Source organism: Cyclobacterium sp. L-R (genome assembly GCF_056859355.1).
The window spans coordinates 159,989-184,207 of record NZ_JBSXOH010000084.1; the positions used below are offsets into that span (position 1 = coordinate 159,989).

Genomic DNA, 24,219 nt, shown 5'->3' on the forward strand with positions numbered 1-24,219 from the left:
GGAGAAATCCTAATAGATAATCCGGGTTTAATAAAAGATTCACTAATTGCGAAAAAAATATATAGGTTAAGTAATGTTAAGGATTTTGAATTGAATGATGTTGGAATTTTTTTATTAGGAGTTTTCAGTCGATATAAGTGAAGCATTAAAATTGCTTTTAGGCCTTGGTTTTGCCGACACCTTCCATTAAGCCTCTTATATAGCCTATGGCAAATAGGGTTCCGATGGTGCTATATCCTGGCTTGTCATTACTGTCTCCAGCCATGGTAGGAACATGATCCGGTCGTATTGGCCCAGTAAATCCTATTTCATGATAGGCCTGCATGGCTGCAAACATATCTGTTTTTCCCTCGTCATGAAAGGTCTCTTCAAAATTGTTTTTATCTCCTCTTACATCCCTGAAATGGACAAAATGAATGGCTTTTCTTTTGCCGAAGTACCGGATGGCTTCAGGTATATTAACTTGGTCATCTGCACTGCCCATGGATGCAAAACTACCCTGACAGAATGTAATGCCATTGTTTTCACTTGGATAAAGCCCTAGGACTTTTTTAAAAGCCTCAACCGAGGTAATGATTCGGGGTATACCTTGTATATTGTCAACCGGAGGATCGTCTGGATGTAGGGCCAGTTTAATTCCATACCTTTCGGCCTCAGGTCCAACTGCTTTAAGGAAATATTCAAGGTTTTCCCACATCGTTTCTGGAGTTAAATCTCCATATTCTGTAATGGGATCCTTTTGGAGCATGGCCGCTGAATTGAAGCCACTCACTAAGGCGCCACCTCGACCTGGTTTATCTAAAAAAGTACGTGCCCAACTTATCACTGGCATCCAATTGTAACAGATGGTATCAATTCCTTCAAGAGATAAATTTTTCATTAAAGTGATAAAATTGTCTATTTCTTCGTCACGACCAGACAGAGCAAGTTTGGTTTTTAAGCCAAGATAGGGAGGTCCCTCTACAACCCTTAATTCAAGACTTTCTTTGGCCCATACATTCTTGATGGCCTTGATCACGTTTCTTGAATTGTCTTTTTCACCCGGCAGTCCAGCCAAATTAGCATGTATTGGGCTAACGGCACCCCTTACATCCATTTGCCGGGATAGGGCAGTTTTTTGTTTTTCTATGCCCCAAAAGTAGGCAAGGCACAACTTCATTCCCAAGTCCCTTTGGTAGCTGCCAATGGCTATGGTACTAGCTTTAGAGTTAGAAGGAAGAATAACCGGGCTAGCAAAAGTAAGGCCGGTTAGTTTAGCTGAATTTTGGAGGAATTTTCGTCTATCATTGTCCACTTTTATATCCGTAATGTTTGTCAGCAAAATCCATGAATAGATTCCAATCGTAAGGAGTCAAATTGTGTTTTCCCTCACGAATGTGGTGTCCTGCATAAGGCAGGTGTACAGGGTTACCTGGTGCATTTATTTCTTTAGGGAAGTTTCCTTCCATATTGTAGATCTCTCTGTGTACGCGAGTACCTAATTGTAATGAAGTGTATTCTCCTTTGGGATCAGCCCATAGGTCTTCAGATGCACTGGCCACATAGACTGCTCTAGGTGCTATTGAAGCGATTAGCATGTGTTGGTCTATTGGCAATAGTGCTTCATTGTCGTTGTATTTGTTGAAATTGTCCGTAAACCAATAGGGGAAAACGGTGTTTATTACTTTCACAGTCTCTCCAAATTTTCTTCTTGACAGAGCTGCTCCACCGCAACCTGACTCATTAGAAATGGTGATGGCCCATCTGGGGTCCGATGCTCCTGTCCATAGAGAAGCTTTACCTCCTCTAGAGTGCCCGATTACAGCTGCTTTTTTAGAATCAATTTCAGGTGCCGTTTCAAAGTAGTCCATGGCACGCATAGCTCCCCATGCCCAGGCTCCTAATCCACGCATTCCATTTTCTTTTTCTAATTCTTCGGGGTACAGTGTGTTAAGGATATCTTCTGTAAAGGTTACCTTGTCATCATCAGAAACGTCTTTTACATGAAAAGTAGCTGCAGCATAGCCCCTTTGAATTATTTCCTCTGCTGGCCAGAAACCCATTTTGGTTTTTCTGGTGGGGTCTATGTTTTCAGGATCTCTATGATTGATTAATAGAAATACTGGGGCAGGTTGATTCTTTCTATTTGGTATGAAAAGAATCAACCTAATGGTAATTTTTTTAGATCTATTGGTCACTTCTATGTCCACCTCTTTCAGGGTAGCCATTCCATTCATAGCCATCTTGTCCTCATTCACTGTGGTGAAATTTATGGCGTCTATGGCTTTTGGCATATTACCATAGACATTGTCTTCAAAAAGGTTTACTATTTCAGGTCTCCGCTTGTGTACCCAATCTTGTATTGAGTTTATTTCTTGTCCCTTCAGGTTTACAAAGATGTCAGGGATAGAATATTCAGGAACTTTTGACTCCTCTTTGTTGGCATCCTTTTGTCCGAAGACCAGGCAAGGCAATATAGAAAGTAAAAAAAAGTATAAAAGTGATTTATGCGTCATTTTCTTGTTTAATTAGGGTTATTAACTACTGCAATATATAAAAAAAACCTACCAAAAGGCAGGCTAATTTTGATGCTGATCAAGGTTTTCACCAATTAAAGATGCTTTTATCGGCGAAGGGGAGCTTAATTCGTGGTAATGACTATTACACCGTTTTTGGCTTTTGATCCATATATATTCATTTTGTCTGGACCCACTATGGAAATGGTTTTGATGTTTTCTGGATTAGGGTAATCCATTACTTTAGGGTTTGGAAAAAATACTCCATCTATTAGGTATACAGGAGCGCTATCAGAATTCCCAACTTGCTCTCCCGATTCTCGGAAGTTGATTTTTCTAATTCCTACTTCCCTAAGTGCAAACTGTACATTCTGAACTTCACCCATTTTCACATCTTTTTCCGCAGAAAAATTGATGCTAATAGATTGGGGATTGATGGAAAAATGCCTGATATAGGCATTCATGATTTTCGATAGACTTGTGTTAATTGGCATGATCACGCCATTAAAGTTAACCAAGCCCTCTTTAATAATATGAACTGGTATTTCGTCTACTTTAGATTCGATAGGGTCACTGGTAAATCGATTTTCTTCAGCCTTATAGCCATTGATGTAAATTACATCTCCATAATCTTCATTTAAACCTGGAATTATATTATTGATGTTTGATCCATTAATTTTAAAAGAAATAGGTAGTAACAATTCATATCCTTTATATTGATGAACAGGTACTAGATTGGGAGCATCTGCTAAGACATTTAATATCGCCTTTTCAAAACTTTGATCAATACTATTTACAAAAGAGATGTCTGTTAATCTCCCTTTAGAATTCGTTTTAAGCCTAACTATTGCAGTCCCTGATATATTATTTTTAATGGTCTCTTTAGGAAAAGAAAGTGTTTTGGCCATGTGTTTTTTAAATGAGTTACCAAGCGTAATTGCTCCAGACTTTAAATCATCTCTTAACTCTATGGCTAAGTTTTCAGGGAATGATTTAGTTTTGGTGTTTTGAACTGAAGTTCTATTGTTAGTTGTAGAAGAAATTAAAGTGACTTTTTTGTCATTTTGTTGATTTGGGTTTTCAAGTTCTATTTTTGCATTCACTACTACGGCAACTATTTCATTGTCTTTTTTGCCAGTCAACCAGGCTGGAGCTTTTGTGTCAATAAGTGAAGCCAATAATATTTGGTCCACCTCTTCCCCTAAACTTTTTTTGATCGATGGACTAACTATTTTTGCTTCTTGATCTACCACAAATTCCAACTCTACACTGCCTCCATTTATATAGATTTCGTCTATAAGCTCTTTAGGGATTTGGTTTGTCAAATAATTTTCCCAGGCATCCCAACCTATTTTTGGCTCTGGTTTATGATCTATAGAGTAATAGGGGTAAGCATTTTCATACTTCTTATTAAGGGTTGAATTAGGGCGTAATGATTCGACCAAGTTGAGTACTTTTATGTATTCCTGCTGGTTTTTGATACCAGTGAATTCGTAGGATAATTCACCTACCTGTACATTGAGTGATTCATGTTTAAGTTTCCCTATACTTTCATAATGTGTTGGGTTTTTAACGTTTTTAAGTTTTATACCTACCGCTATTGAATCTTGGAAAGCGACAATCTGATTTTTTAAAAATGAAATGGGTAGTGTAGAATAATTATTGAAAGAAATTATGCTATTGTTGCTTTTCATTGATATCAAGCCAAAGACCATAATCATTAAAGGAACCAACATGGCCAACTTAAACCAGTTTGTTTTCCTATTTGCTTTCATCATTTGAATTCTTTTCAAAGTAGTGGAGCGAATGAAGTAGTTGCCCAAAGAAAGGTCCAAGCCTTGAAAAGCCATTTTAGCAACAAGTTTAGGATAAGAATCCTTGAGTTCAAGGTCTTTTATTACACTTTCATCTGCTTGAAACTCATGTAAATCAATTAATGCTTTTTGCATTAGGTGAATTATAGGGTTAAACCAAAAAACATTACACATAATCTGATAAATGATCACATCATAAGTATGTTTTTGTTTTACATGTTCTATCTCATGGTTAAGAATTTGCTTTTTTTCTTTATGATTAAGTTCAAGCTCATCATCCCAAAATATTTTATCAAAATAGGAAAACACTGGAGTAAGCCCGAAAGTGGGTACTTTAAAATAATTGTCTTTAAGGATAAATGTTGTTTGGTACCAGCCCTTTCTTAGAATTTGTTTGAGCTGTAGGAACTGCCAGTAGAATTTAGCAAAAAGAAAAATTGCTACAATTAAATAAGCAAGGAGTAGGTAGTCTGTAATTCCCCATAAAGTAGGTAGCCTACTTCCTGTAACGGTTACTTCAGGTAGTCCATAAGTGCCAGCGATTTCTTTTTGAGCATCAAATTCGAGCGCTTTTAAAAAAGCTGTATTCTCTAATGAAATACTAGGTTTTTCAAAAGATACAGGGATTTCGATCAAAGAAAAAGCTATGGCTAAAAATGGCGTGGTCAATAGATAGATCCTATTAAACACAAATGTTTTTTCATCTTTTAGAAATACCCAATAAAAGGCGTAAAAAAACAAAAGGCAAATTATACTCTGCCAAATAAAATTGATGATTGCAGCCATAATCAGTTTATAGATAATTTTGCAGATAAGTTTTTTTTATTCTTGTATTTACTAATCTAAAATGAAATTACTTTTACAGTTAATCCTAAGTTTCTATCTTTGAAACAGGATTAAAACCGACCTCAATTATTAATGGATAAAAGACTAATAATTGGTCAATATCAAAGCTTGTTTATTGAACTTGTTTGGGTGAAATTTTGACATAGTTGAACAAATTAAAAACAAGCGTATTTAAACTTATCGATTTAGTTTTAAAAATCCTAAACAATTTTAAAAAAATACTTAATGCCTTAATTCAAATTAAATGGAGCACCAATTATTTAATTGTAATGGCTTAAATTAAATGGAAAAAGACTTATTTTCGTTAACGTTGCCGTTAAAACCCTAAATAATCCTAATTGAAATGGTGAATAGAAATATATTTCTCCAATTTTTACTAATTTAATTAAAACAATTTATAATAATTAGGCGTTTTAATTATAGATATTGAATAAAACATAATTTCTGGTGTGGAATTTGTAAATCAATTAAAAATTAAAATGTAGCTTTGTTAAGTTTATCATCTAAATAATTTATAATATCATGTCTATTCAAGAATTTTTAAACAAGTACTCGGATCTTTCTAAAACCAATGCGGTGGTTTATATGGAAGATGCAGATGGAAATATTTTCCATTCTATCGATGAAGCACACAAAAAAGGAAAGCATCCTTTTGTAACAAAAAATCTAAAGGATTCAGCGATTGCTGATCTGAATGATTTGGGATTGTCTTCTAAAAGTGAAGCTTCTAAATTAATGGGAATTATTCAATTTATCTATGGAGTAGATGCCAAAGCTGATATGACAGCTACACGTGGCAGAAGAACCTATTCTTCAGAAGAGAAAGCTAGCATTCTTGCTAACTGGAAGCAAGCTGAGGCTGAAGGTAAAACTAAAGCTGATTTCAGCAAAGATACTGGTGTTACTTATCAGACTTTGTTCAAATGGATTAAAGAATCTTAATTAGCCTCTCAGGGGGCGTGTTTGCAGTCACATGACTAAGCATGTGTTTTATCACCTAATAACTAACTCAAACGCGCTTCTTGCAGTAGTATAATAAATAAAAAAGGCCCCTTATGATTTTCATAAGGGGCCTTTTTTGTACACCCGGAAGGATTCGAACCCTCAACCCTCGGAGCCGAAATCCGATATTCTATCCAGTTGAACTACGGGTGCATGCAGGCCAATGAGGCCGCAATATTAGTTAAATTAATTAAGCATTTAATACTTTTTGTACTTTTTCAGCTGCTTCTTTCAATGTTATTGCAGAAGTAACTTTTAGACCTGATTCGTCTATTATTTTTGCTCCTTCTTCCGCATTCGTACCTTGTAATCTTACAATAATAGGAACGCGGATATCACCGATAGATTTATAAGCTTCAACCACACCTGATGCAATTCTATCACATCTAACGATACCGCCAAATACATTGATCAATATGGCTTTTACTTTAGGATCTTTTAAGATGATTCTAAAACCGGCTTCAACAGTTTGTGCATTGGCCCCGCCTCCAACGTCTAGGAAGTTTGCAGGCTCACCGCCAGAAAGCTTAATCATGTCCATTGTTGCCATAGCAAGTCCTGCACCATTTACCATACAACCTACATTGCCATCAAGCTTAACATAGTTCAATCCTGACTCTGCAGCCTCAACCTCAAAAGGATCTTCTTCACTAACATCTCTCATTTGAGCCAAGCCTTTGTTTCTATAAAGGGCATTGTCATCCAGATTTACCTTTGCATCTACAGCCAAAATTTGGTCATCAGATGTTTTCAATACTGGGTTAATTTCAAATTGAGAAGCATCGCTGGCATCATAGGCAGCATAAAGGGCCATGATAAATTTCACCATTTCCTTGAAAGCATTTCCTTCAAGACCTAACTTAAAGGCTACCTTTCTAGCTTGGTAAGGCTGAATACCCAATAATGGATCTATCCACTCCTTAATGATTTTCTCTGGAGAATTTTCAGCTATTTCCTCAATGTTCACACCACCTTCAGTAGATGCCATGATTATATTGCTGCCTGTAGCTCTGTCCAATAAAATTGACAAATAATATTCCTTAGGTTCTGATTTACCAGGATAATAGACATCTTGTGCCACAAGGATTTTATTGACCAATTTCCCTTCATCACCTGTTTGAATCGTAACTAGGGTGCCATTTAATATATCCTTGGCTTTCACTGGAACGTCTTCCAAAGATTTAGCCAAAACCACGCCTCTTGATCCGGTTTCTTTAATTTCTCCTTTACCTCTACCTCCAGCATGGATTTGTGCTTTTAGAACATACCAGGAAGTACCTGTATCTGCAGTAAGCTTTTTTGCTGCCTCAAGTGCAGCTTCCGGGCTTTCAGCAACAATCCCTTCTTGGATTTTGACTCCGTAAGATTTTAAAACTTCTTTAGCTTGATATTCGTGTATATTCATTCTGGTCAAATTTTTGCCCGAAGTTAATGTCTAATGTCCGATTATTCAAGATTTACGAGCTGCTTTTTAAGTAATCTTTTCATGTTTGGGCCATGTTTATACTATTAGGTACTTTTCATGCCATTAAAAATCAAGTGTATAGCTAATAATGTTCTTTCATAAATTTAAAACTTCAATCATGATTTAATTTTTGATTAATTTTAAAATACAACTATGTTTGTTCCCATTACTTATTTTATCCTCATATAATACTATGCTTTACGCTCAATCTCTTCAAAAATATTATGGTGATCTCCATGTCCTCAAAGGGGTAGATGTAACTATCAAGAAAGGGGAGATCGTGTCCATAGTTGGTGCATCAGGTGCAGGAAAAAGTACCCTATTGCATATTTTAGGTACTTTAGATAAACCAGATCAAGGTACTTTGAAAGTAGATGATATTGATGTTCTACAGCTTAATGGAGATAAATTAGCTAGCTTCAGGAATGATAGAATAAGTTTTATTTTTCAGTTCCACAATTTGCTTCCGGAATTTACTGCCGAAGAAAATATCTGGATTCCAGGTTTAATAGGTAAAAAGCCAGAAAGCGCACTTCGAAAAAGAACCGATGAATTGGCCGGTTTACTTGGAATCAGTTCTAGGTTAGGACACAAGCCTTCCCAGCTATCAGGAGGGGAACAACAGCGTGTGGCTGTAGCAAGGGCTTTGGTCAATAGTCCTGATATAATCTTCGCAGATGAACCTAGTGGTAATCTGGATACGGAAAATGCCCAATCCCTTCACGAACTATTTTTTAAATTAAGGGATGAACTAGGACAATCCTTTGTAATCGTTACTCATAACCAATCCCTAGCAGGGATGTCGGATAGAATGCTAACCATGAAAGATGGCAAGATTTTAACCTGACAAAAACCTTTATAATATATCTTTGATAAAAGTTGATCATGTAATCAAAAATTAATTTTTATCTTTGATACTTCAAAACTTCACTTTATGGTATTAGAATTTGAAAAGCCAATAGCTGATCTGGAGCTTAAACTTCAGGAAATGATTCATTTGGCTAATGAAAAAAACATAGACTTGTCTACAGATATCCAATCTCTAGAGGAAAAGCTTCAAATATTAAAAAGAGAAACTTTTCAAAACCTTACCAGATGGCAGCGGGTTCAACTTTCCCGACATGCTGACCGACCTTATGCATTGGATTATATTTATGAAATGACCAATGATTTTATAGAGTTACATGGTGATAGGACTGTAAAAGATGACAAGGCGATGATAGGTGGCCTTGGTGACATTGATGGCAGATCTGTTATGTTTATAGGTCAACAGAAAGGAAGAAATACCAAACTTCGCCAAGAAAGGAATTTTGGTATGGCCAACCCTGAAGGTTACAGAAAGGCATTGAGGTTGATGAAAATGGCTGAGAAATTCAATAAGCCTATCATTACTTTAATTGATACTCCTGGTGCATATCCCGGAATAGAAGCTGAGGAAAGAGGACAAGGGGAAGCTATCGCCAAAAACCTTAGGGAAATGTTTAAGCTAAAGGTTCCTGTTATCTGTATCATTATTGGTGAAGGAGCTTCTGGTGGTGCTTTAGGTATCGCTATTGGTGATAAGGTAATGATGCTTGAGAATTCCTGGTATTCTGTTATTTCTCCCGAAAATTGCTCTACCATTTTATGGAGAAGCTGGGATCATAAGGAGCAAGCTGCAGAAGCACTTAAGTTGACAGGGCCTGATATGAAAAATAATGGCTTGATTGATACTATTATAGAAGAACCACTAGGTGGCGCGCATAGAAATATGCAAGACATGGCCTTGAGAATTAAAGAGAAGATCAATGAAGCTTTGGTGGAACTTGACAAAATGAAAGTTGAGAAACGCATCGAAAAACGCATTGAGAAATTTTGTTCGATGGGTGTTGTTCAGGAATAAGGGGCAATCATTGTCTTAATTCTGGTTCTATTTATCGCATGATTTTCTATCAATTTATCTATTGAAAAAAAACAATAAAATAGGACTTGCCTTATCAGGGGGAGGAGTGAGAGGTATTGCGCACCTAGGCGTTTTGCAAGCCCTTAATGAAGAAGGTATTTACCCTGACTGTCTTTCTGGTAGTAGCGCGGGGGCCATTGTTGCGGCAATGTATGCCCATGGTTATGCCCCAAGAGAGATATTAGACATTATTGTCCAAACCAAATACTTTAAATTCTTCAAGCCTTCAATTAGTTTTAAGGCATTGTTAAGAATGGATCTTTTAGCAGATTTATTTGCGAAATATTTGCCTGAAGATGATTTCTCTGCCTTAAAGATCCCCATATTCGTAACTGCTACCAACTTTCAAAAAAGTCGTACGGAGTTCTTCTCCAATGGTCCTTTGATTAAAAGATTGATGGCATCTGCTTGTATACCGGGGATGTTTGAACCGATTTTATTGAATGGGGAATTGTATATAGATGGAGGCGTACTAAATAATCTCCCTGTGGAACCTTTGGTTGATGACTGTGACACCATCATTGGGGTCAATTGTAACAATCTACCTGACCTAAAAGGGGATACACATATAAAAGGATTGATAGAAAGATCTGTGATAATGGCTTTGAACTACAATGTTTATAGCAGGAAGCCCAAATGCGATTACTTTATAGATCCTCCAGGTTTGGCAAAATTTGGTGTGTTGGAAGTGAAAAAAGCCATGGAAATTTACGATACCGGCTACCAATATTGCAAAGAATTTTTACTTGAAAACCAATCATTGTCTCTTTTGAAAAGTCAGGATATTAACAGTTTATATAAATCATGAAATTACTAGCTCGTTTTATATTTTGGATTTCTGGATGGAAAGTTTCAGGTAAATGGCCTGAAGGTTTAAAAAAGGCAGTCCTTATTGCGATCCCTCATACCAGTAATTGGGACTTGATTTATGCATTGTCTGCTTTTTACATAATGGAAGTTCCCGTGAAATTCACCATTAAAAAAGAGATAATGATAGGGCCACTGGGATGGCTAATCAAAGCTTTGGGAGGCATACCTATCGATAGAAAAAAAGTAGTAGGCAAAAGAAAGCAAACCTACACAGAGGCGATGATTCAGATGCTTGAAGAGAGGGAGGAGTTGGTTATGATGGTAACCCCTGAAGGAACAAGAAGCTATGCACCAAGGTGGAAATCTGGTTTTTACCATATTGCTCTAGGGGCAAATGTACCCGTAGTGATTGGCTTTTTAGATTATAAAAGAAAACTTGCAGGTATAGGTCCTGTAATTCAACCGAATGGAAATTTACAGGAGCAAATGGAAGAAATGAAAGCTTTTGGAAGAACCATTACCGGTAAATTTCCTGATCAGGGTATCAGATAAAATTATTTTTGTTGAACTATTGCTTCTAAACAACAATTAATAATCAAATGATGGCTTAAAGATTAATTGTCTTTTGCATTATATTACTAGATAAAAACTTTCGCAATTTTTACTTCAGTGACGGTAAAGAATTTTTTTTGCTAAAAGGATTGGTTCAGTAGGGTTTAAACAATTTTTGACTTCTTTAATTTCAAATAACTTTTATTTCGCAGCTTTACAACTGTTTCCTAATGGTTCAATAAACCTATTGCGTAATTTAACCCGGATTATGTAATAGGATTTCTCCGAAATGACATTGTCAGGGGTGAAGCCTGTCCCGTGTTTACGGGAAGTGTTACAATCGCAAAAAAATCAGACTGTTTGGAGATTTTAGCATAGCACCGCTATGGTGAAAATGAAAACAGCAACGAAGTGGCTGATATTAAAGCGATTTCAGCACTTAATAGAATGTCTATTGCATATTTCGGGTTTAAGGTGAGGTTATTGACCAATTTTTAAAATAGGGAATGATTTTTGGTACCATAAATTTTGAAAATTACTTGAAGACGCAATGATAAAAAGTAAAATAAAAAGCCTTAAAAAATATTCTGTTTTTGAGATTTTAATAGATGGAGTTAAAGATTTTGGGAAAAATGATTCCTTTACCTTTGCTGCCTCTACTGCCTTTTATACCATATTTTCTCTTCCTGCTTTATTGATAATCATACTCAATATTGCTTCTGTGCTCTTAAATGAGGATACCGTAAAAGAAGAGCTATTCGCACAAGTCACAAAATTAATGGGTAGTGAAAGTGCATCTACTCTTGAAGATGTTATGGCGAATGTGGCCATAAGTGGGCAGACATTTTATTCTCGAATTGTCGGTATTTCGGTACTCATTTTCTCTGCAACTACGGTATTTGTAAGTTTGCAAAACAGCATCAATCACATTTGGCACATTAGATCTAAACCTGAAAAAGGGCTCTTAAAATATATAATTAATAGGGTGCTTAGCTTTTCCATGGTGGCATCAATTGGCTTTTTACTGTTGGTTTCTCTCTTAGCAGATGCCTTTATAGTGATATTACTGAACTATTTTTCTGATTTGTTTGACAGCAGCACCTTAAAACTGGCTTCAGTCATCAATTTTCTGGTTACCCAAGGGATTTTTGTTTTGATTTTCGGCCTTATGTATAAAATTCTTCCAGATGCCAAGGTGAAATGGAAAGATGTGTGGTTGGGTGCATTCGTTACTATGCTTCTTTTTGCTTTGGGGAAGCTTCTTATAGGGCTGTATCTTGGTAATGCAGATGTAGGCAGTTATTATGGTACTGCAGGGTCTTTGGTGGTAGTGTTGATTTGGGTTTATTATTCCGTTGTCATCTTCCTTTTTGGTGCCCAATTGACCTATTATATAGCTGAAAATATAGGTGGACATGTGACACCTATCAAAGAAGCTGTAAAAGTACGACTTATAGAAATAGATGAAGATGAGGATGAAGAAGAGCAAGAGTGATCCAAGTCCTAAAGGGCTTAAACTGCTTTGAAATTATAGTTTTGACTACTTTCAATTAAAGAGAAATACCAATGAATTTCTTTTAGAATAGTTAATTGCTGAGCTTACTTCATTGAATTAAGCGATAATTTAATGGCGGTATTGCTCCGATTTACGCAACAATTCCGCCAATTTTTTTACCGCCCTTTTGCCTTGATCAGTTTTTCTTCGAGATTATGATGTCTTGAGCCTTGTAATACTTGTATTTATACCCGTATTATGTAATAGGATTCGTATGTGTTGCAATCGCAAGAAATTCAGGCTGTTTGGAGATTTTAGCATAGCACCGCTATGCTGAAATTGAAAAGAGCAACGATTGGGTATTTTAAAGCGATTTCAGCAGGTAATAGAATGTCTATTGCATATTTCGGGTTAAATTGACATTCATAAAATACTTAAAGCGCATATGATAGAATCATATATAAACATTAATTGATCCCATGTCTTGCAGAAAAAGGTATTTAACAATAGAATTATTTGACTAGTGACTAAGCTTGAAAACCCCCATCTACGGTAAAAATACTGCCTGTAGTATAACTTGAGGCATCAGAAGCTAGGAACAAAGCCATAGCACCAATTTCCTCTTCCTCTCCAATTCTTTTCAATGGAAGTGCTTCTAAAAACTTTTCTCGAAGTTCTTGATTAGACCAAAGTACTTCACTGAATTTTGTTTTAATCAATCCAGGGCAAATGGCATTTACCCTAATATTGTAAGTTCCCCATTCCTTAGCAAAGGCTTTGGTCAAGGCTACAAGTGCAGATTTACTAACACTGTACAGGCCCAATCCTTTCTCCGGAGAAAGAGCACTAATGGAACTAATATTTATGATGGAGGCTGATGAAGATTGTTTTAAAAATGGCAGACTTAATTTCGATAATTCATAGGGTGCTTTAAGATTCACATCCAAGATTTTATCGAAGACGCCTAGGTCAGTGTCTTCGATAGCTCCATATACTGGGTTTGTTGCCGCATTGTTAACAAGAATATCTATTTGACCGTACTTATTGACTGTTTGTTCAATCAAATTTTTTCGATCATCTTCATAACCTATGTTATTTGCAACCCCCATGGCTACGTAGCCTTTTTCTTTGAGTTTGGCGATGGCTTCATCAAGCCGCTCTTGGTTTCTACTATTTATCACCACTTTCGCTCCCGCAGCAGCATAAAAATGGGCAATTGAAAAACCAATGCCACTACTTGCTCCTGTAATAATAGCGACTTTACCATGTAATGAAAATAGAGAACTTAAATCCATAAAAATTCCGTTTTATTAAGTCAGAAATATGCTTTTACCAAATTTAAAATTTAAACTCGGGTTTTACAATAGCCTTAGACATAGGCTTGACTCATGTTTATTTGAATAGGCTAATTTTATTTCGAATCCAGCTCATAATAGATGATCCATTGCCTTTAGAAGCTTGTTAATCTTTTTTGGCATCATCTTCCACTTGAGGTTTAAGGTGTTTATTTTCCATTTTAGAAACCTCTTTTCCTAAAACCTCTTTTGCAGCTATTTCCTGCGAACTTTCCGTTTTTGATTTTTTGGTATTGAATATTTTATTGTAAACTAGATAAAGGGCAATTAATACTGCCACAATTGTTAATGCTCCGATTAATAGATCCATAGTATTGTATTTAGTTTAGTGTCCTATTTACAAATACACAATAAAGATGCCTAATGGCCTGTGAGCATATTTTTTTTAATTATTTTTCACCTAGGGACGTTATTGTTAATCAATATTTAGTGGTTTATTAAACCCGAAATAGTTAATAAACAATCTATTTCGTGTTGAAATCGCTTCAAAATACCCAGTCGTTGCTGTTTCAATTTTACAATAGCGGTGCTGATAAAATATCTTAAAATACTGATTTTCTTGTGAATGCAACACTTCCCGTAAATACGCTATAAGCTTTATCCCTGACCATTGTCATGGCGGAGAAATCCTATTTCATAGTCCAGGTTAAATTCGATTCATAGGTATTTACAGGCAAGAGATAGGAGTGAGCTGAAATAAATGTCGATTGCTAAGCTTTACCTGACATAAATTATAAAAAAAAGTAATGTTAAATGGTGATTAAAAAATCACCTGAGGTCTATTATACGGAATTTTTGATTGGGCCAAGAACAGCCTTTTTACATTTGGAATTGCTCAGGGCCTTGTCCTTTGAGTTCGTTTAACCCTCCTATTACCTGATGGAATCACTTTAAAATCAGTCACTTCGGTGCTTTATCGACTTCACCATAGCGGTGCTATGACTCAGTCTCCAAATGGCCTGATTTTATTGTGTTAACACCACTTCCCGTAAACACGGGACAGGCTATAACGAATCCTATTACATAATCCGGGTTTAAACTTAGCAACTCAAGTGTCAAAATGAACAGGAAAAGCTGCCGGGAACCCACAGGTTAGCCTTCAAAATTATATTAAGAGGTTTAATGTTCTTTTAGGTAAATGGATTCTCTAGTGTTTGATGACTTAGCTTTTGGCTTTGAGGACTATAGGGTTTTATTTCTCAAGTTCTTGGACGAGCATCAAAAGAGGTTTCCTTGGACGGGTTGGGTTTTGAATGGGTTATTGGTCCCTTTTAGAATTTCAAAAAGGATTTTATTAAAGCCATTTTTCCAACTCTCACTATTAATTTTTATGTCATTGGGCTCTAAGTTGACTGAACCGTTCAATTTGCAATAGCCTATTAACATGCTCCAAATGGTATAGAAAGTACTATCTGCTTGTAGGTCAGGCCGCATACTGCCATCTTTGATCCCTTGTGAAATGGCTTTGATACCAATTTTTGCCAAATCGTTATGGCTTTGGAGCAATTTATTAAAATATTGACTTTCCAAAAGCAAAGGATTTACTTTATCCTGGTCTTGCTGATACAGTTCCAAAACTGATAGGAAGTAGAGAATGGCATCATGGAAAACTTTCTTTTCCTGTACAAATAGAAAATAGCCATTGACCAAATCGGTCATTACCTCAATTCCTGTTTTGTCTTTTCCTTTACCGAAAGATTTATTGAAGACCTCCTTTAATTCTTCAATACCTTTTTTTGTAATGGCCATGTAAAGGTCTTCTTTACTTTTATAATAAAAATAAACAAGACCTTTACTTATTTTGGCTTTCTTGGCTACGTCTTCGACCTTGGTGGCATGGAGTCCCTTATCACCAAACAAGACAATGGCTGATTCAAGGATTTTTTTCTCTTTTTGCTGTCTTTCGTAAACGCCCATGTTCTATTTTATGCGTATAATAAATCTTTCCTAAAATTATAGCTTAGGAAAGCACCTTGATTATATAATAATTTTTCTTTCCTTTTTGTACCAAAAGGTATTTGTCTTGGAGCAAGGTTGTCTCCACCTTGTTGTTTGGATTTTCTATCTTTTCCTTATTAATAGATACTCCACCCCCTTGAATCATTTTTCTGGCTTCACCTTTAGATTTAAAAATTGTTTGGTCTAAGGTCAATAAATCAAGAGCGCTTTCTGCATTTTCATAGGTAGCTTGATCCATTTCAATCACATCTACACCATCAAAAACCTGAAGAAAAGTACGCTCATCCAAGGTAGCCAAATCTTCGAGCGATGATTTGCCGAAAAGAATTCCAGAAGCTTTAAGGGCCACCTCGTATTCTTTTTCACTGTGAACCAGAATGGTGATGTCTTTTGCCAAGGCTTTTTGTAAAGCCCGAAGATGGGGCGCTTCTTGGTGCTCTTTCTCTAAATCCTCAACAGTTTTTTGGTCCAAGGTGGTGAAAATCCGGATGTATTTGGATGCGTCTTCATCAGAAACATTAAGCCAAAACTGGTAAAATGCATAAGGGGAAGTTTTTTCTGGGTCTAACCAAACACTGCCACCTTCAGTTTTCCCAAATTTTGTTCCATCAGCTTTTGTAATAAGCGGAACAGTTAGGGCATAAGCCTCTCCACCTTCTTTTTTCCTGATCAATTCAGTACCCGTCACAATATTTCCCCACTGATCAGAACCGCCTAATTGTATGCTGCATCCTTTGTTTTTCCATAGGTAATAAAAATCATACCCTTGAATCAACTGGTAGGTAAACTCTGTAAATGACAATCCATTGCCATCTTCAAGCCTTCTTTTTACAGAATCTTTTGCCATCATATAATTGACGGTAATGTACTTACCAACATCTCGGATGAATTCCAAAAATGAAAATTCAGACATCCAGTCATAGTTGTTAACCAAGACGGCTTTATTTGATGCCTCTGCATCAAAATCTAAAAATTTCTCTAATTGCTTACGAATTCCGGCAATGTTTTGATCCAGGGTAGCTTTGTCCAATAGGTTTCTTTCAGCTGATTTAAAGGATGGATCTCCAATCATACCTGTAGCTCCACCTATAAGCGCAACGGGTTGATGCCCTGAGCGCTGAAAATGGAGTAAGGTCATTACCCCAACCAAATGGCCTATATGAAGTGAGTCGGCAGTAGGGTCGAAACCAAGATAGGCTGCTGCTGTTCCTTTTTGTATATGTTCTTCTAATCCTGCGGTCATGTCCTGTATCATGCCCCGCCACTTTAATTCAGCTATAAAATCATTCATTCTACTTGGCTTTTTATTATGCGTGCGCAAATATAAGGCATCCTGATAAAAGGAAGGAATGAAAAGGGTTTATTAATTTGTTTGCAGGTTTTTTTTTAACATAAAGTTCAAAAAATCGAGGAAAGTGCTTTTGGTTGATTTGGAAGAGGGTAGATAAATTATCCTCTATAATTTATCTATTTTCAATTTAAATCTAAATTCAATTTCAACCGTTTTGCCTTTAAGTTCTTCAATATTGAGGATCGGAAGATCCTTAATTACTCTTTTGCATTCCTCATACAATCTTGGATGCTGGTTTGATTCATTAATTTGTATTGGTTTTTCTAATGGATTGCTCACAAAGCCGACGATTACAATGTCATTCCTTTTAAAGGGATCTCGTTTTAGGTTCCCATCTGGTAAATAATAAACATCTCCGGAAGGTTGCACTTCATAAACTCCTGTCAATTCACCATTGTTATTTATTTTAAAATATAAAGTCACCGATCCAACCTGCCCAAATTTTCTCGCCTCTTCAGGGTACCTTAGTGATTTGGAAAAATACCTAGTCATTTCGTCTATAGTAGTAATCTCATTATTTGATGAGTTTTCTTTGACTAATTTTGTTTCTGTTGCCATTGAGTCTTTTTCCAGGCTATCACTTTTTTCAATTGTAGGTGTTTTTTCAGATAAGCCTGCCAACAAGATTAGAAAGATAGGAAGCAGCCCTATTTTCCTTAATTTTGAAAATTTCGATGTATTTGGAGATTTCATCATGAGTATACGGTTTTTGAGGTTATTAGAATTGAGTTCTGTGAATTGAGGTAAGGCCATTCGATCACTGACCATAGAAATCAATGCCATTTGGTATTTCCTCATATTCGATTTTTCCACTACTTTGGCATCAACTTGGTATTCGAGGTTTAATCTAATGGCTTTATTGAGCAAATAGGTTGCCGGATTATACCATTGGAAGGCTGATAACAATTCAATCATAAATAAATCAATGAAATGCTTCTCCCTGAGGTGCACCTTTTCATGGTCTATTACCATTTTTAAGTCCGGGTGATGAAGGATGTTTTTGCCAATAATGATCTTATTAATGAAGGTAAAGGCGCGAATGTTTTTTTCAGATAAATAGACCGTTTGACCTTCTACTTGGTTTTTTTCTGCTGCTTTGTAAATCTTATATGCTTGAAAGTAGCTCAGAACAAATCTTGCAAGACCAATTATTATTCCAATACTATAAATTAAAGTTAATAGGAAGAGCCAATTAAAGGTTTCATCATCACTCGTTTGCTGAATTATTTCACTTGAACTTGAAGTAATTGAATTGATTCCGCTGATATGCACAGTGCTTGTTGAAAGATCTTCCTTGACAGGTATTTGTATCAATGGGATGATATGTGACAATGGGAGAACAAGCAGTAGGTAAATGCGGTTAAATGAAAATTGTTTATACCTCTTTAGCAAAAAATGGTAGGAGAGGTACAATACAATGGTAGAGATCGATAACTTCAATAAATATATAAAAAGAGCCTCCATAACTTATTTAGATTGTATTAATTTGATCAATTCTTCAACTTCTTTTTCATCCAACTTTTCCTCTTTCACAAAGGCTGCAACAGCACTGGGAAATGAATTGTCAAAGTATTGGCTAACAATTTCTTTCATGTAAATTTTACGGTAAGCTTCTTTCTTAAGCAAAGGATAATATTCATAGGTATTTCCATAGGCATTGAATCCAACGATTCCTTTTTCCTGCAAGACCCTTATAAGAGAAGAAACGGTGTTATAATGTGGCTTAGGATCCGGATATTTGGCTACAATGTCTTTTACAAAAGCTTTTTTAAGTTGCCAAAGGATTTGCATTAGCTCTTCTTCCTTTTTGGTTAACTTTTCCATACTGACTCGAATTATATATTTATATAAATATACAACGGGTTTTTCAGTTTACCAATTGTTTTACCAGTTTAATAACTAAATAGTTAAATAAAAACCAATTATTCAACTTTGAACTGTTTTGAAATAGCCTTTCCATTTTAGATTTATTTCCTTTATCGCCTTAAAATTTACTTAGTTGGAAATCCCAAAGAATGAAATTAAATTTAAGTAATTATTTAAACCCAAAATTTTATGAAGTTCCTCTCCCTTGTTGTTATTGTTATTACCTGTCTTGTACAACCTATTCTAGGCCAAAAATCCGAAAGAATTAAATTGGCAAATGAAATGGCTTACTCCATCAATAATGAATTAATCAATCACTGGTACCCCAAGGCCTATGATACCCAATATGGAGGTTTTATTAGCTCTTTTGATGCTGCATTTAAAGCCACTGAAAATCAGGACAAGATGATTGTTTCACAAGCCAGACATTTGTGGACCTTGTCTAAAATGATAGAGAGAAGTCCAGGTACTGATCACTACAAAAAAGGAGCAAGGCTAGGGTATACATTTTTGAGAGATAAGTTTTGGGACAAAGAAAATGGTGGGTTTCACACCTTGTTAAGTCGTGATGGTCAGGTAAGAGGAAGTGGTTTGGGGGCCAAAACGGCCTATGGTAACTCTTTTGGTATATATGGTCTTGCTGCCTATTATAAAGTGTCATCGGATCCAGAAGTGCTTGAATTGGCAAAAAAGGCCTTTTATTGGCTAGAGGAGCACAGTTATGATCCGGTTTATGGGGGCTATTTTCAATCCCTTGCATTAGATGGCACACCTCTGGCAAGAGATAACAGTACACCATCTACCGCTACCATTGGGTACAAAGACCAAAACAGTTCTATTCACTTATTAGAGGCATTTACTGAACTTTATGTAGTTTGGAAAGACCCTTTACTTAAACAAAGAACTACGGAGCTTTTGGCCATTATCAGAGACAGGATTGTTCAGAAAGAGGGATACCTACAGCTTTTTCTGCAAGCTGATTGGACCCCCGTTAGCTTTAGGAATGAAGGGGAAGAAGCCATCGAGAAACACCATTCTATAGACCATGTATCCTATGGACATGATGTTGAAACTGCCTATTTGATGATGGAAGCTTCTCATGTTTTGGGGATTGAGGAAGATTATGCTACCTGGGAAATAGGGAAGAAAATGGTAGACCATTCCCTTAGGTTTGGTTGGGATGAAAGTAAAGGTGGGTTTTATGATGGGGGCTATTATTTCCCAGGAGAGTCCACTCCAAGAGTTGTAAAGGATACTAAGAATTGGTGGGCTCAGGCAGAAGGGCTTAATACACTCTTAATTTTGACGGATTTATACCCCAATGATCCATTGCAATATTATCAAAAATTTAAACTTCAATGGAGTTATATAAAACAATACCTAATTGATCATGAAAACGGAGAATGGTATCCTGGTGGGTTGGATAAACAACCAGAACTGAAAGATGCACAGAAAGGCCATGTGTGGAAAACCGCTTATCATAACTTCAGGTCATTGAATAACTGTGAACAAAAATTGCGTGACCCTTCTCACCTTGCTTTGACCATTAAAAAGGCTGGGAATGAACATTAGCTGATGATTCTTACCTTTATAAAAATTTAATTTTCAACTAATGATCTTTTCCTTATATTTCTGGTCTTGAATATTGGCTAAATTAGTGGGCCAGTGGTTTAAGGATGTCTAAGATTTCAAGACTATTATGTAAAGGAGAGGGGAAAATCGGATATACGCAACAATAATTACTGAGACTAAAGTCTTGTATAAAAATCAGGCTTTTTCTCAGGTTGCATAATATCATATGACCAGAAAATAACCTATGAATCTATTGAATGTGATAAAACAAAAGCCTTTGCGGGTTTTTTTAGCCGCGAGCGTATTTATAATTTTTAGTTGTGGCTCCAAAGAAGAACAGGATTTAAAAATCAGTACTATAAGTCCTTCCAATGCCCTTGATTGGGCATCTCAAATTGAGGAAATAGTGCAACCAACCTTGGAATCTGGCTTGGTTGTCAATATTTGGGCCTCTGATTCTTTGGTTTTTGATCCTATTTCTATCGATTTTGATGATCAAGGAAGACTTTATTATAGCCGTACCAATAGGCAGAAAAATTCCGAACATGAAATCAGGAGGCATCAGGACTGGGAAATCAGATCTATAGGACTGCAAAGCATTGAAGATAAGCGTGCTTTTTTAAGGGAAGAACTTTCGCAAGAAAACAGCGATCAAAACCAGTGGATGGAGGACCTTAATGGAGATGGATTTCATGATTGGAGAGACATGACCGTTGAAAAAGACCATATTTATCGTCTGGAAGACACTGATGGAGATGGATTGGCTGATCGCTACCAATTGGTTTTTGAGGAATTGCATGAAGAAGTCACTGATGTGGCAGGGGCAGTGATGAAATATGGAGATGACCTTTTCGTAGGTGCTGCTCCTGATATGTGGAGAGTTCAGGAGGATGTTAAAACTGGTCTGACTAAAAATAAAGCATCCATTTCCCATGGGTATGGTGTACACATAGGTTTTGGAGGGCATGGAATGTCAGGTCTTGAAATGGGGCCTGATGGTAGAGTTTATTGGGGAATAGGGGACATTGGTTTTAATGGCAAGGACCAAGAGGGCAATACCTATAAATATCCAAATAGGGGCGTAATTGCTCGCTCCAACCCTGATGGCAGTGATTTTGAAATTTTTGCCATGGGGGTAAGAAATACCCATGAATTTGTGTTTGATGATTATGGGAACCTTATAAGTGTTGACAATGATGGTGACCATAGAGGTGAAAGTGAGCGTCTAGTTTACCTGGTGGAAGGCTCTGATACAGGTTGGAGGATTAACTGGCAATTCGGGAAATACAGAGACCCTAAGAACAACAATTACAAAGTTTGGATGGATGAGGAGATGTACTTGCCTAGGCATGAAGGACAGGCTGCCTATTTCCTTCCACCAATAAAAAATTACATCAATGGCCCTACAGGCATGTTGTATAATCCAGGCACTGCACTAGGTGAGCGATGGAAAAATACTTTTTTTGTTGCTGAATTTGCAGGTAATCCTGCAAGGTCGGGTATCCATGCTTTCAAATTGGCTCCAAAAGGAGCAGGGTTTGAAATGACGGAGACCAAAAAAATTATGGGAGGTATTTTGGCAACGGGAATGGATTTTGGACCCGATGGCACGCTTTATTTCGCTGATTGGATTGATGGATGGGGGACGAAGGATAGCGGTCGAATCTGGAAATTGGATGATTCGTCTTCTGTCAACAGCCAATTGAGAAAAGATACTGAGATTTTAATCAAGGCTGATTATGCTGAGAAAGAAGATGCAGAATTGAGCGAACTCCTTGATTTCGTTGACAAGAGAGTTAGGCAAAAGGCCCAATTTGAATTGGCCAAAAGAGGGAGTAGAGGTCTGAAAATATTTCAGGCTAATTTAGCAGAAAATAAGGGACAAATGGCGAAGGTTCATTCCATTTGGGGCATCGGACAACTTGCCAGATCAGGAGAGGCCAATGCTGGGCAATTACTTGTGCCACTATTAGAAGATGCTGATCCTGAAATCAGAGCTCAGGCCGCACGATGGTTGGGTGATATTCGTCATAAAGAAGCAGAAGCTAAATTGATACCTTTACTTCAAGATGAATCTGCTCGTGTTCAGTTTTTTGCTGCAGAAGCACTAGGTAGGATTGAAGCTGTTTCTGCTGTTCAGCCGATTGTCACATTCCTAGAAGCCAATAATGATGAAGACATTTATTTAAGGCATGCAGGAAGTTTGGCCCTCGCAAGGATTGGTAATGTAGCTGCTGTAATAGCCCTATATCAACATCCTTCCAAGGCGGTAAGAATAGCTGCTGTGGTAGCTTTAAGACGCATGCAGGCAGAGGAAATTGCTGTTTTTCTAGAAGACAAAGAAGAATACATATTGGCAGAAGTAGCTAGGGCTATTAATGATGATTTTTCTATAGAAGGTGCTTTGCCTGCTTTAGGGAAAGTACTAAGACGCGAAAACCTGACTTCTGAGCCTTTGCTTAGAAGAGCGATAAATGCCAATCTAAGGGTTGGGAATGAAGAAGCTCTCAATCAGGTGTTGCGTTTTATATCTATGGAATCTGCACCAGAAAACATGCGTATTGAAGCCATAAATGCCCTTTCGACCTGGGATAGCCCATCGGTTTTGGATAGAGTAGATGGTAGGTATAGAGGGCATGTTTCACGAGATGTAAATTCACTAAGGCAAAGTGCCGCTAGTCCACTGTTAAAGCTTCTGGATCATTCAGACCCTGATCTTCGTGTTACGGCTGTAAATGCAATTGGAAGATTAAAGATTGCTGATACTTCCGAAAAATTGATGAGCCTATTAAAAAGAGATAGGGAACCACTAGTAAGGGAGGCAGCTTTAAAAGCTTTGGCAGAATCAGGTGCTGATAATATGGACTTAGCACTAGAGCAAGCAACAACGGATAAGGATAAAAGGGTAAGGGTCGCTGGTTTGGCGATTTTAGGAGAAACGAGTTTATCTGGACAAACAGTAGCTAGCTTATTAGAAAAGGTGATTCTGAATCAAACTGTAGAAGAGAAGCAAGCGGCAATTACTACCTTAGGAAAGGTAGAGGAAGAATATGCAAAGCCCGTTTTTGAAAAATTACTTGATCAATTAAAAAATAAAAAATTGCCTGCTGCTGTTGAATTGGAATTAAGTGAAGCACTTGAAACATTAGGGAATTCTGATTTGTTGACTCAGTATAAAGCGATAAATACTAACTTGTATGCTGGTGACGTTTTAGCTAGCTATAACGGTAGTCTTTATGGTGGGGATGCAGCCAAAGGAAGAAGGATTTTCTTTCAACACCAGAATGCTCAGTGTATACGCTGTCATGCCTACAATGATTTTGGTGGTATTGCTGGACCAAGATTAAATGGGATTGCCAACAAACTTGACAGAAAGCTCTTGCTAGAGGCATTGGTGGCGCCAAGTAATCGAATTGCTCCTGGTTATGGAATGGTTACTTTAAAACTAAATACTGGTAAAAGCGTTTCAGGAATTGTAATAAATGAAGACGAAAATAACCTTACAATAAAAACAGGTAATGAACCTGAGAAGCTTATTGCAATAGAAACCATAAATGAAAGGTCAAATGCTTTGTCCTCAATGCCGGACATGAAAGCCTTATTAACAAAAAGAGAAATCCGAGATTTATTAAGTTTTCTGGTTACACTGGATAAAGAAGAATAAATTGCTGGTTCCAATGAACATAATTAAAAAA

The 24,219-nt window shown here is 36.8% G+C and carries 18 protein-coding genes and 1 tRNA gene; 8 read left to right on the top strand and 11 right to left on the bottom strand.

Annotation, left to right across the window (positions count from 1 at the left end; all coding sequences use genetic code 11):
• Window positions 1-157: 157 nt before the first annotated feature.
• The 3 genes from AC13EX_RS16450 to AC13EX_RS16460 all read right to left on the bottom strand — a co-directional run bounded on the left by AC13EX_RS16450 (window position 158) and on the right by AC13EX_RS16460 (window position 5,095).
• Entirely contained in the window at window positions 158-1,294 is a 1,137-nt protein-coding gene (locus tag AC13EX_RS16450; RefSeq protein ID WP_482893516.1) for a mannonate dehydratase, read from the bottom strand.
• Window positions 1,284-2,495, bottom strand: coding sequence for a glucuronyl esterase domain-containing protein (locus AC13EX_RS16455; protein ID WP_482893517.1), 1,212 nt, complete (start codon window positions 2,493-2,495; stop codon window positions 1,284-1,286). Before AC13EX_RS16455 ends, AC13EX_RS16450 begins: the two co-directional genes overlap by 11 nt.
• Window positions 2,496-2,620: 125 nt before the next feature.
• A complete protein-coding gene (locus AC13EX_RS16460; protein WP_048643866.1) occupies window positions 2,621-5,095 on the bottom strand; it encodes a M56 family metallopeptidase in 2,475 nt (824 codons plus the stop codon).
• 582 nt (window positions 5,096-5,677) lie between these two features.
• Between AC13EX_RS16460 and AC13EX_RS16465 the strand changes: the two genes are divergently transcribed.
• Window positions 5,678-6,097, top strand: a complete 420-nt coding sequence (locus tag AC13EX_RS16465; protein ID WP_048643865.1) for a transposase — start codon at window positions 5,678-5,680, stop codon at window positions 6,095-6,097.
• Window positions 6,098-6,236: 139 nt separating this feature from the next.
• Here the strand turns inward: AC13EX_RS16465 and AC13EX_RS16470 are convergent.
• Both AC13EX_RS16470 and sucC read right to left on the bottom strand, forming a co-directional pair.
• Window positions 6,237-6,310, bottom strand: a tRNA-Arg gene (locus AC13EX_RS16470).
• 37 nt (window positions 6,311-6,347) lie between these two features.
• Window positions 6,348-7,562 (bottom strand): ADP-forming succinate--CoA ligase subunit beta, encoded by a 1,215-nt coding sequence (gene sucC / locus AC13EX_RS16475; protein WP_048643864.1) that lies wholly within the window; start codon window positions 7,560-7,562, stop codon window positions 6,348-6,350.
• Window positions 7,563-7,815: 253 nt separating this feature from the next.
• Here sucC and AC13EX_RS16480 point away from each other — a divergent pair, with 253 nt between their 5' ends.
• The 5 genes from AC13EX_RS16480 to AC13EX_RS16500 all read left to right on the top strand — a co-directional run bounded on the left by AC13EX_RS16480 (window position 7,816) and on the right by AC13EX_RS16500 (window position 12,421).
• A complete protein-coding gene (locus AC13EX_RS16480) occupies window positions 7,816-8,469 on the top strand; it encodes an ABC transporter ATP-binding protein (protein WP_048643863.1) in 654 nt (217 codons plus the stop codon).
• An 87-nt stretch (window positions 8,470-8,556) separates the two neighbouring features.
• Window positions 8,557-9,504, top strand: a complete 948-nt coding sequence (locus tag AC13EX_RS16485) for an acetyl-CoA carboxylase carboxyltransferase subunit alpha (protein ID WP_048643862.1) — start codon at window positions 8,557-8,559, stop codon at window positions 9,502-9,504.
• Between the two features lie 61 nt (window positions 9,505-9,565).
• The gene (locus AC13EX_RS16490; protein ID WP_048643861.1) at window positions 9,566-10,372 is read left to right on the top strand and encodes a patatin-like phospholipase family protein; all 807 of its coding nucleotides are present in this window, start codon (window positions 9,566-9,568) and stop codon (window positions 10,370-10,372) included.
• Window positions 10,369-10,926 (top strand): 1-acyl-sn-glycerol-3-phosphate acyltransferase, encoded by a 558-nt coding sequence (locus AC13EX_RS16495; RefSeq protein ID WP_205749787.1) that lies wholly within the window; start codon window positions 10,369-10,371, stop codon window positions 10,924-10,926. Before AC13EX_RS16490 ends, AC13EX_RS16495 begins: the two co-directional genes overlap by 4 nt.
• Window positions 10,927-11,476: 550 nt before the next feature.
• Window positions 11,477-12,421: a YihY/virulence factor BrkB family protein gene (locus AC13EX_RS16500; RefSeq protein WP_048643859.1), complete on the top strand. Its 945-nt coding sequence runs from the start codon at window positions 11,477-11,479 to the stop codon at window positions 12,419-12,421.
• Between the two features lie 527 nt (window positions 12,422-12,948).
• Here AC13EX_RS16500 and AC13EX_RS16505 read toward each other — a convergent pair.
• The 6 genes from AC13EX_RS16505 to AC13EX_RS16530 form a co-directional block, all read right to left on the bottom strand.
• Window positions 12,949-13,716, bottom strand: a complete 768-nt coding sequence (locus tag AC13EX_RS16505; RefSeq protein ID WP_048643858.1) for an SDR family NAD(P)-dependent oxidoreductase — start codon at window positions 13,714-13,716, stop codon at window positions 12,949-12,951.
• 166 nt (window positions 13,717-13,882) lie between these two features.
• Entirely contained in the window at window positions 13,883-14,086 is a 204-nt protein-coding gene (locus tag AC13EX_RS16510) for a hypothetical protein (RefSeq protein WP_048643857.1), read from the bottom strand.
• A gap of 908 nt (window positions 14,087-14,994) precedes the next feature.
• Entirely contained in the window at window positions 14,995-15,693 is a 699-nt protein-coding gene (locus tag AC13EX_RS16515) for a TetR/AcrR family transcriptional regulator (RefSeq protein ID WP_048643856.1), read from the bottom strand.
• A gap of 43 nt (window positions 15,694-15,736) precedes the next feature.
• Window positions 15,737-17,026, bottom strand: coding sequence for a tyrosine--tRNA ligase (gene tyrS, locus AC13EX_RS16520; protein ID WP_048643855.1), 1,290 nt, complete (start codon window positions 17,024-17,026; stop codon window positions 15,737-15,739).
• A gap of 165 nt (window positions 17,027-17,191) precedes the next feature.
• Entirely contained in the window at window positions 17,192-18,550 is a 1,359-nt protein-coding gene (locus AC13EX_RS16525) for a M56 family metallopeptidase (protein ID WP_482893518.1), read from the bottom strand.
• A 3-nt stretch (window positions 18,551-18,553) separates the two neighbouring features.
• Window positions 18,554-18,910 carry a BlaI/MecI/CopY family transcriptional regulator gene (locus AC13EX_RS16530; protein ID WP_048643853.1) on the bottom strand — a complete coding sequence of 119 codons (357 nt, stop codon included), beginning with the start codon at window positions 18,908-18,910 and terminating at the stop codon, window positions 18,554-18,556.
• Between the two features lie 231 nt (window positions 18,911-19,141).
• Between AC13EX_RS16530 and AC13EX_RS16535 the strand changes: the two genes are divergently transcribed.
• Both AC13EX_RS16535 and AC13EX_RS16540 read left to right on the top strand, forming a co-directional pair.
• Entirely contained in the window at window positions 19,142-20,524 is a 1,383-nt protein-coding gene (locus AC13EX_RS16535; protein WP_339717740.1) for an AGE family epimerase/isomerase, read from the top strand.
• Between the two features lie 244 nt (window positions 20,525-20,768).
• The gene (locus tag AC13EX_RS16540) at window positions 20,769-24,188 is read left to right on the top strand and encodes a HEAT repeat domain-containing protein (RefSeq protein WP_482893519.1); all 3,420 of its coding nucleotides are present in this window, start codon (window positions 20,769-20,771) and stop codon (window positions 24,186-24,188) included.
• Window positions 24,189-24,219 lie beyond the last annotated feature (31 nt).

Coding starts and splice junctions, on each gene's coding strand:
- sucC (WP_048643864.1), bottom strand. CDS start 7,562: ATGAATATACACGAATATCAAGCTAAAGAAGTTTTAAAATCTTACGGA.
- AC13EX_RS16525 (WP_482893518.1), bottom strand. CDS start 18,550: ATGGAGGCTCTTTTTATATATTTATTGAAGTTATCGATCTCTACCATT.
- AC13EX_RS16480 (WP_048643863.1), top strand. CDS start 7,816: ATGCTTTACGCTCAATCTCTTCAAAAATATTATGGTGATCTCCATGTC.
- AC13EX_RS16485 (WP_048643862.1), top strand. CDS start 8,557: ATGGTATTAGAATTTGAAAAGCCAATAGCTGATCTGGAGCTTAAACTT.
- AC13EX_RS16455 (WP_482893517.1), bottom strand. CDS start 2,495: ATGACGCATAAATCACTTTTATACTTTTTTTTACTTTCTATATTGCCT.
- AC13EX_RS16535 (WP_339717740.1), top strand. CDS start 19,142: ATGAAGTTCCTCTCCCTTGTTGTTATTGTTATTACCTGTCTTGTACAA.
- AC13EX_RS16530 (WP_048643853.1), bottom strand. CDS start 18,910: ATGGAAAAGTTAACCAAAAAGGAAGAAGAGCTAATGCAAATCCTTTGG.
- AC13EX_RS16540 (WP_482893519.1), top strand. CDS start 20,769: ATGAATCTATTGAATGTGATAAAACAAAAGCCTTTGCGGGTTTTTTTA.
- tyrS (WP_048643855.1), bottom strand. CDS start 17,026: ATGAATGATTTTATAGCTGAATTAAAGTGGCGGGGCATGATACAGGAC.
- AC13EX_RS16500 (WP_048643859.1), top strand. CDS start 11,477: ATGATAAAAAGTAAAATAAAAAGCCTTAAAAAATATTCTGTTTTTGAG.
- AC13EX_RS16505 (WP_048643858.1), bottom strand. CDS start 13,716: ATGGATTTAAGTTCTCTATTTTCATTACATGGTAAAGTCGCTATTATT.
- AC13EX_RS16515 (WP_048643856.1), bottom strand. CDS start 15,693: ATGGGCGTTTACGAAAGACAGCAAAAAGAGAAAAAAATCCTTGAATCA.
- AC13EX_RS16510 (WP_048643857.1), bottom strand. CDS start 14,086: ATGGATCTATTAATCGGAGCATTAACAATTGTGGCAGTATTAATTGCC.
- AC13EX_RS16465 (WP_048643865.1), top strand. CDS start 5,678: ATGTCTATTCAAGAATTTTTAAACAAGTACTCGGATCTTTCTAAAACC.
- AC13EX_RS16460 (WP_048643866.1), bottom strand. CDS start 5,095: ATGGCTGCAATCATCAATTTTATTTGGCAGAGTATAATTTGCCTTTTG.
- AC13EX_RS16495 (WP_205749787.1), top strand. CDS start 10,369: ATGAAATTACTAGCTCGTTTTATATTTTGGATTTCTGGATGGAAAGTT.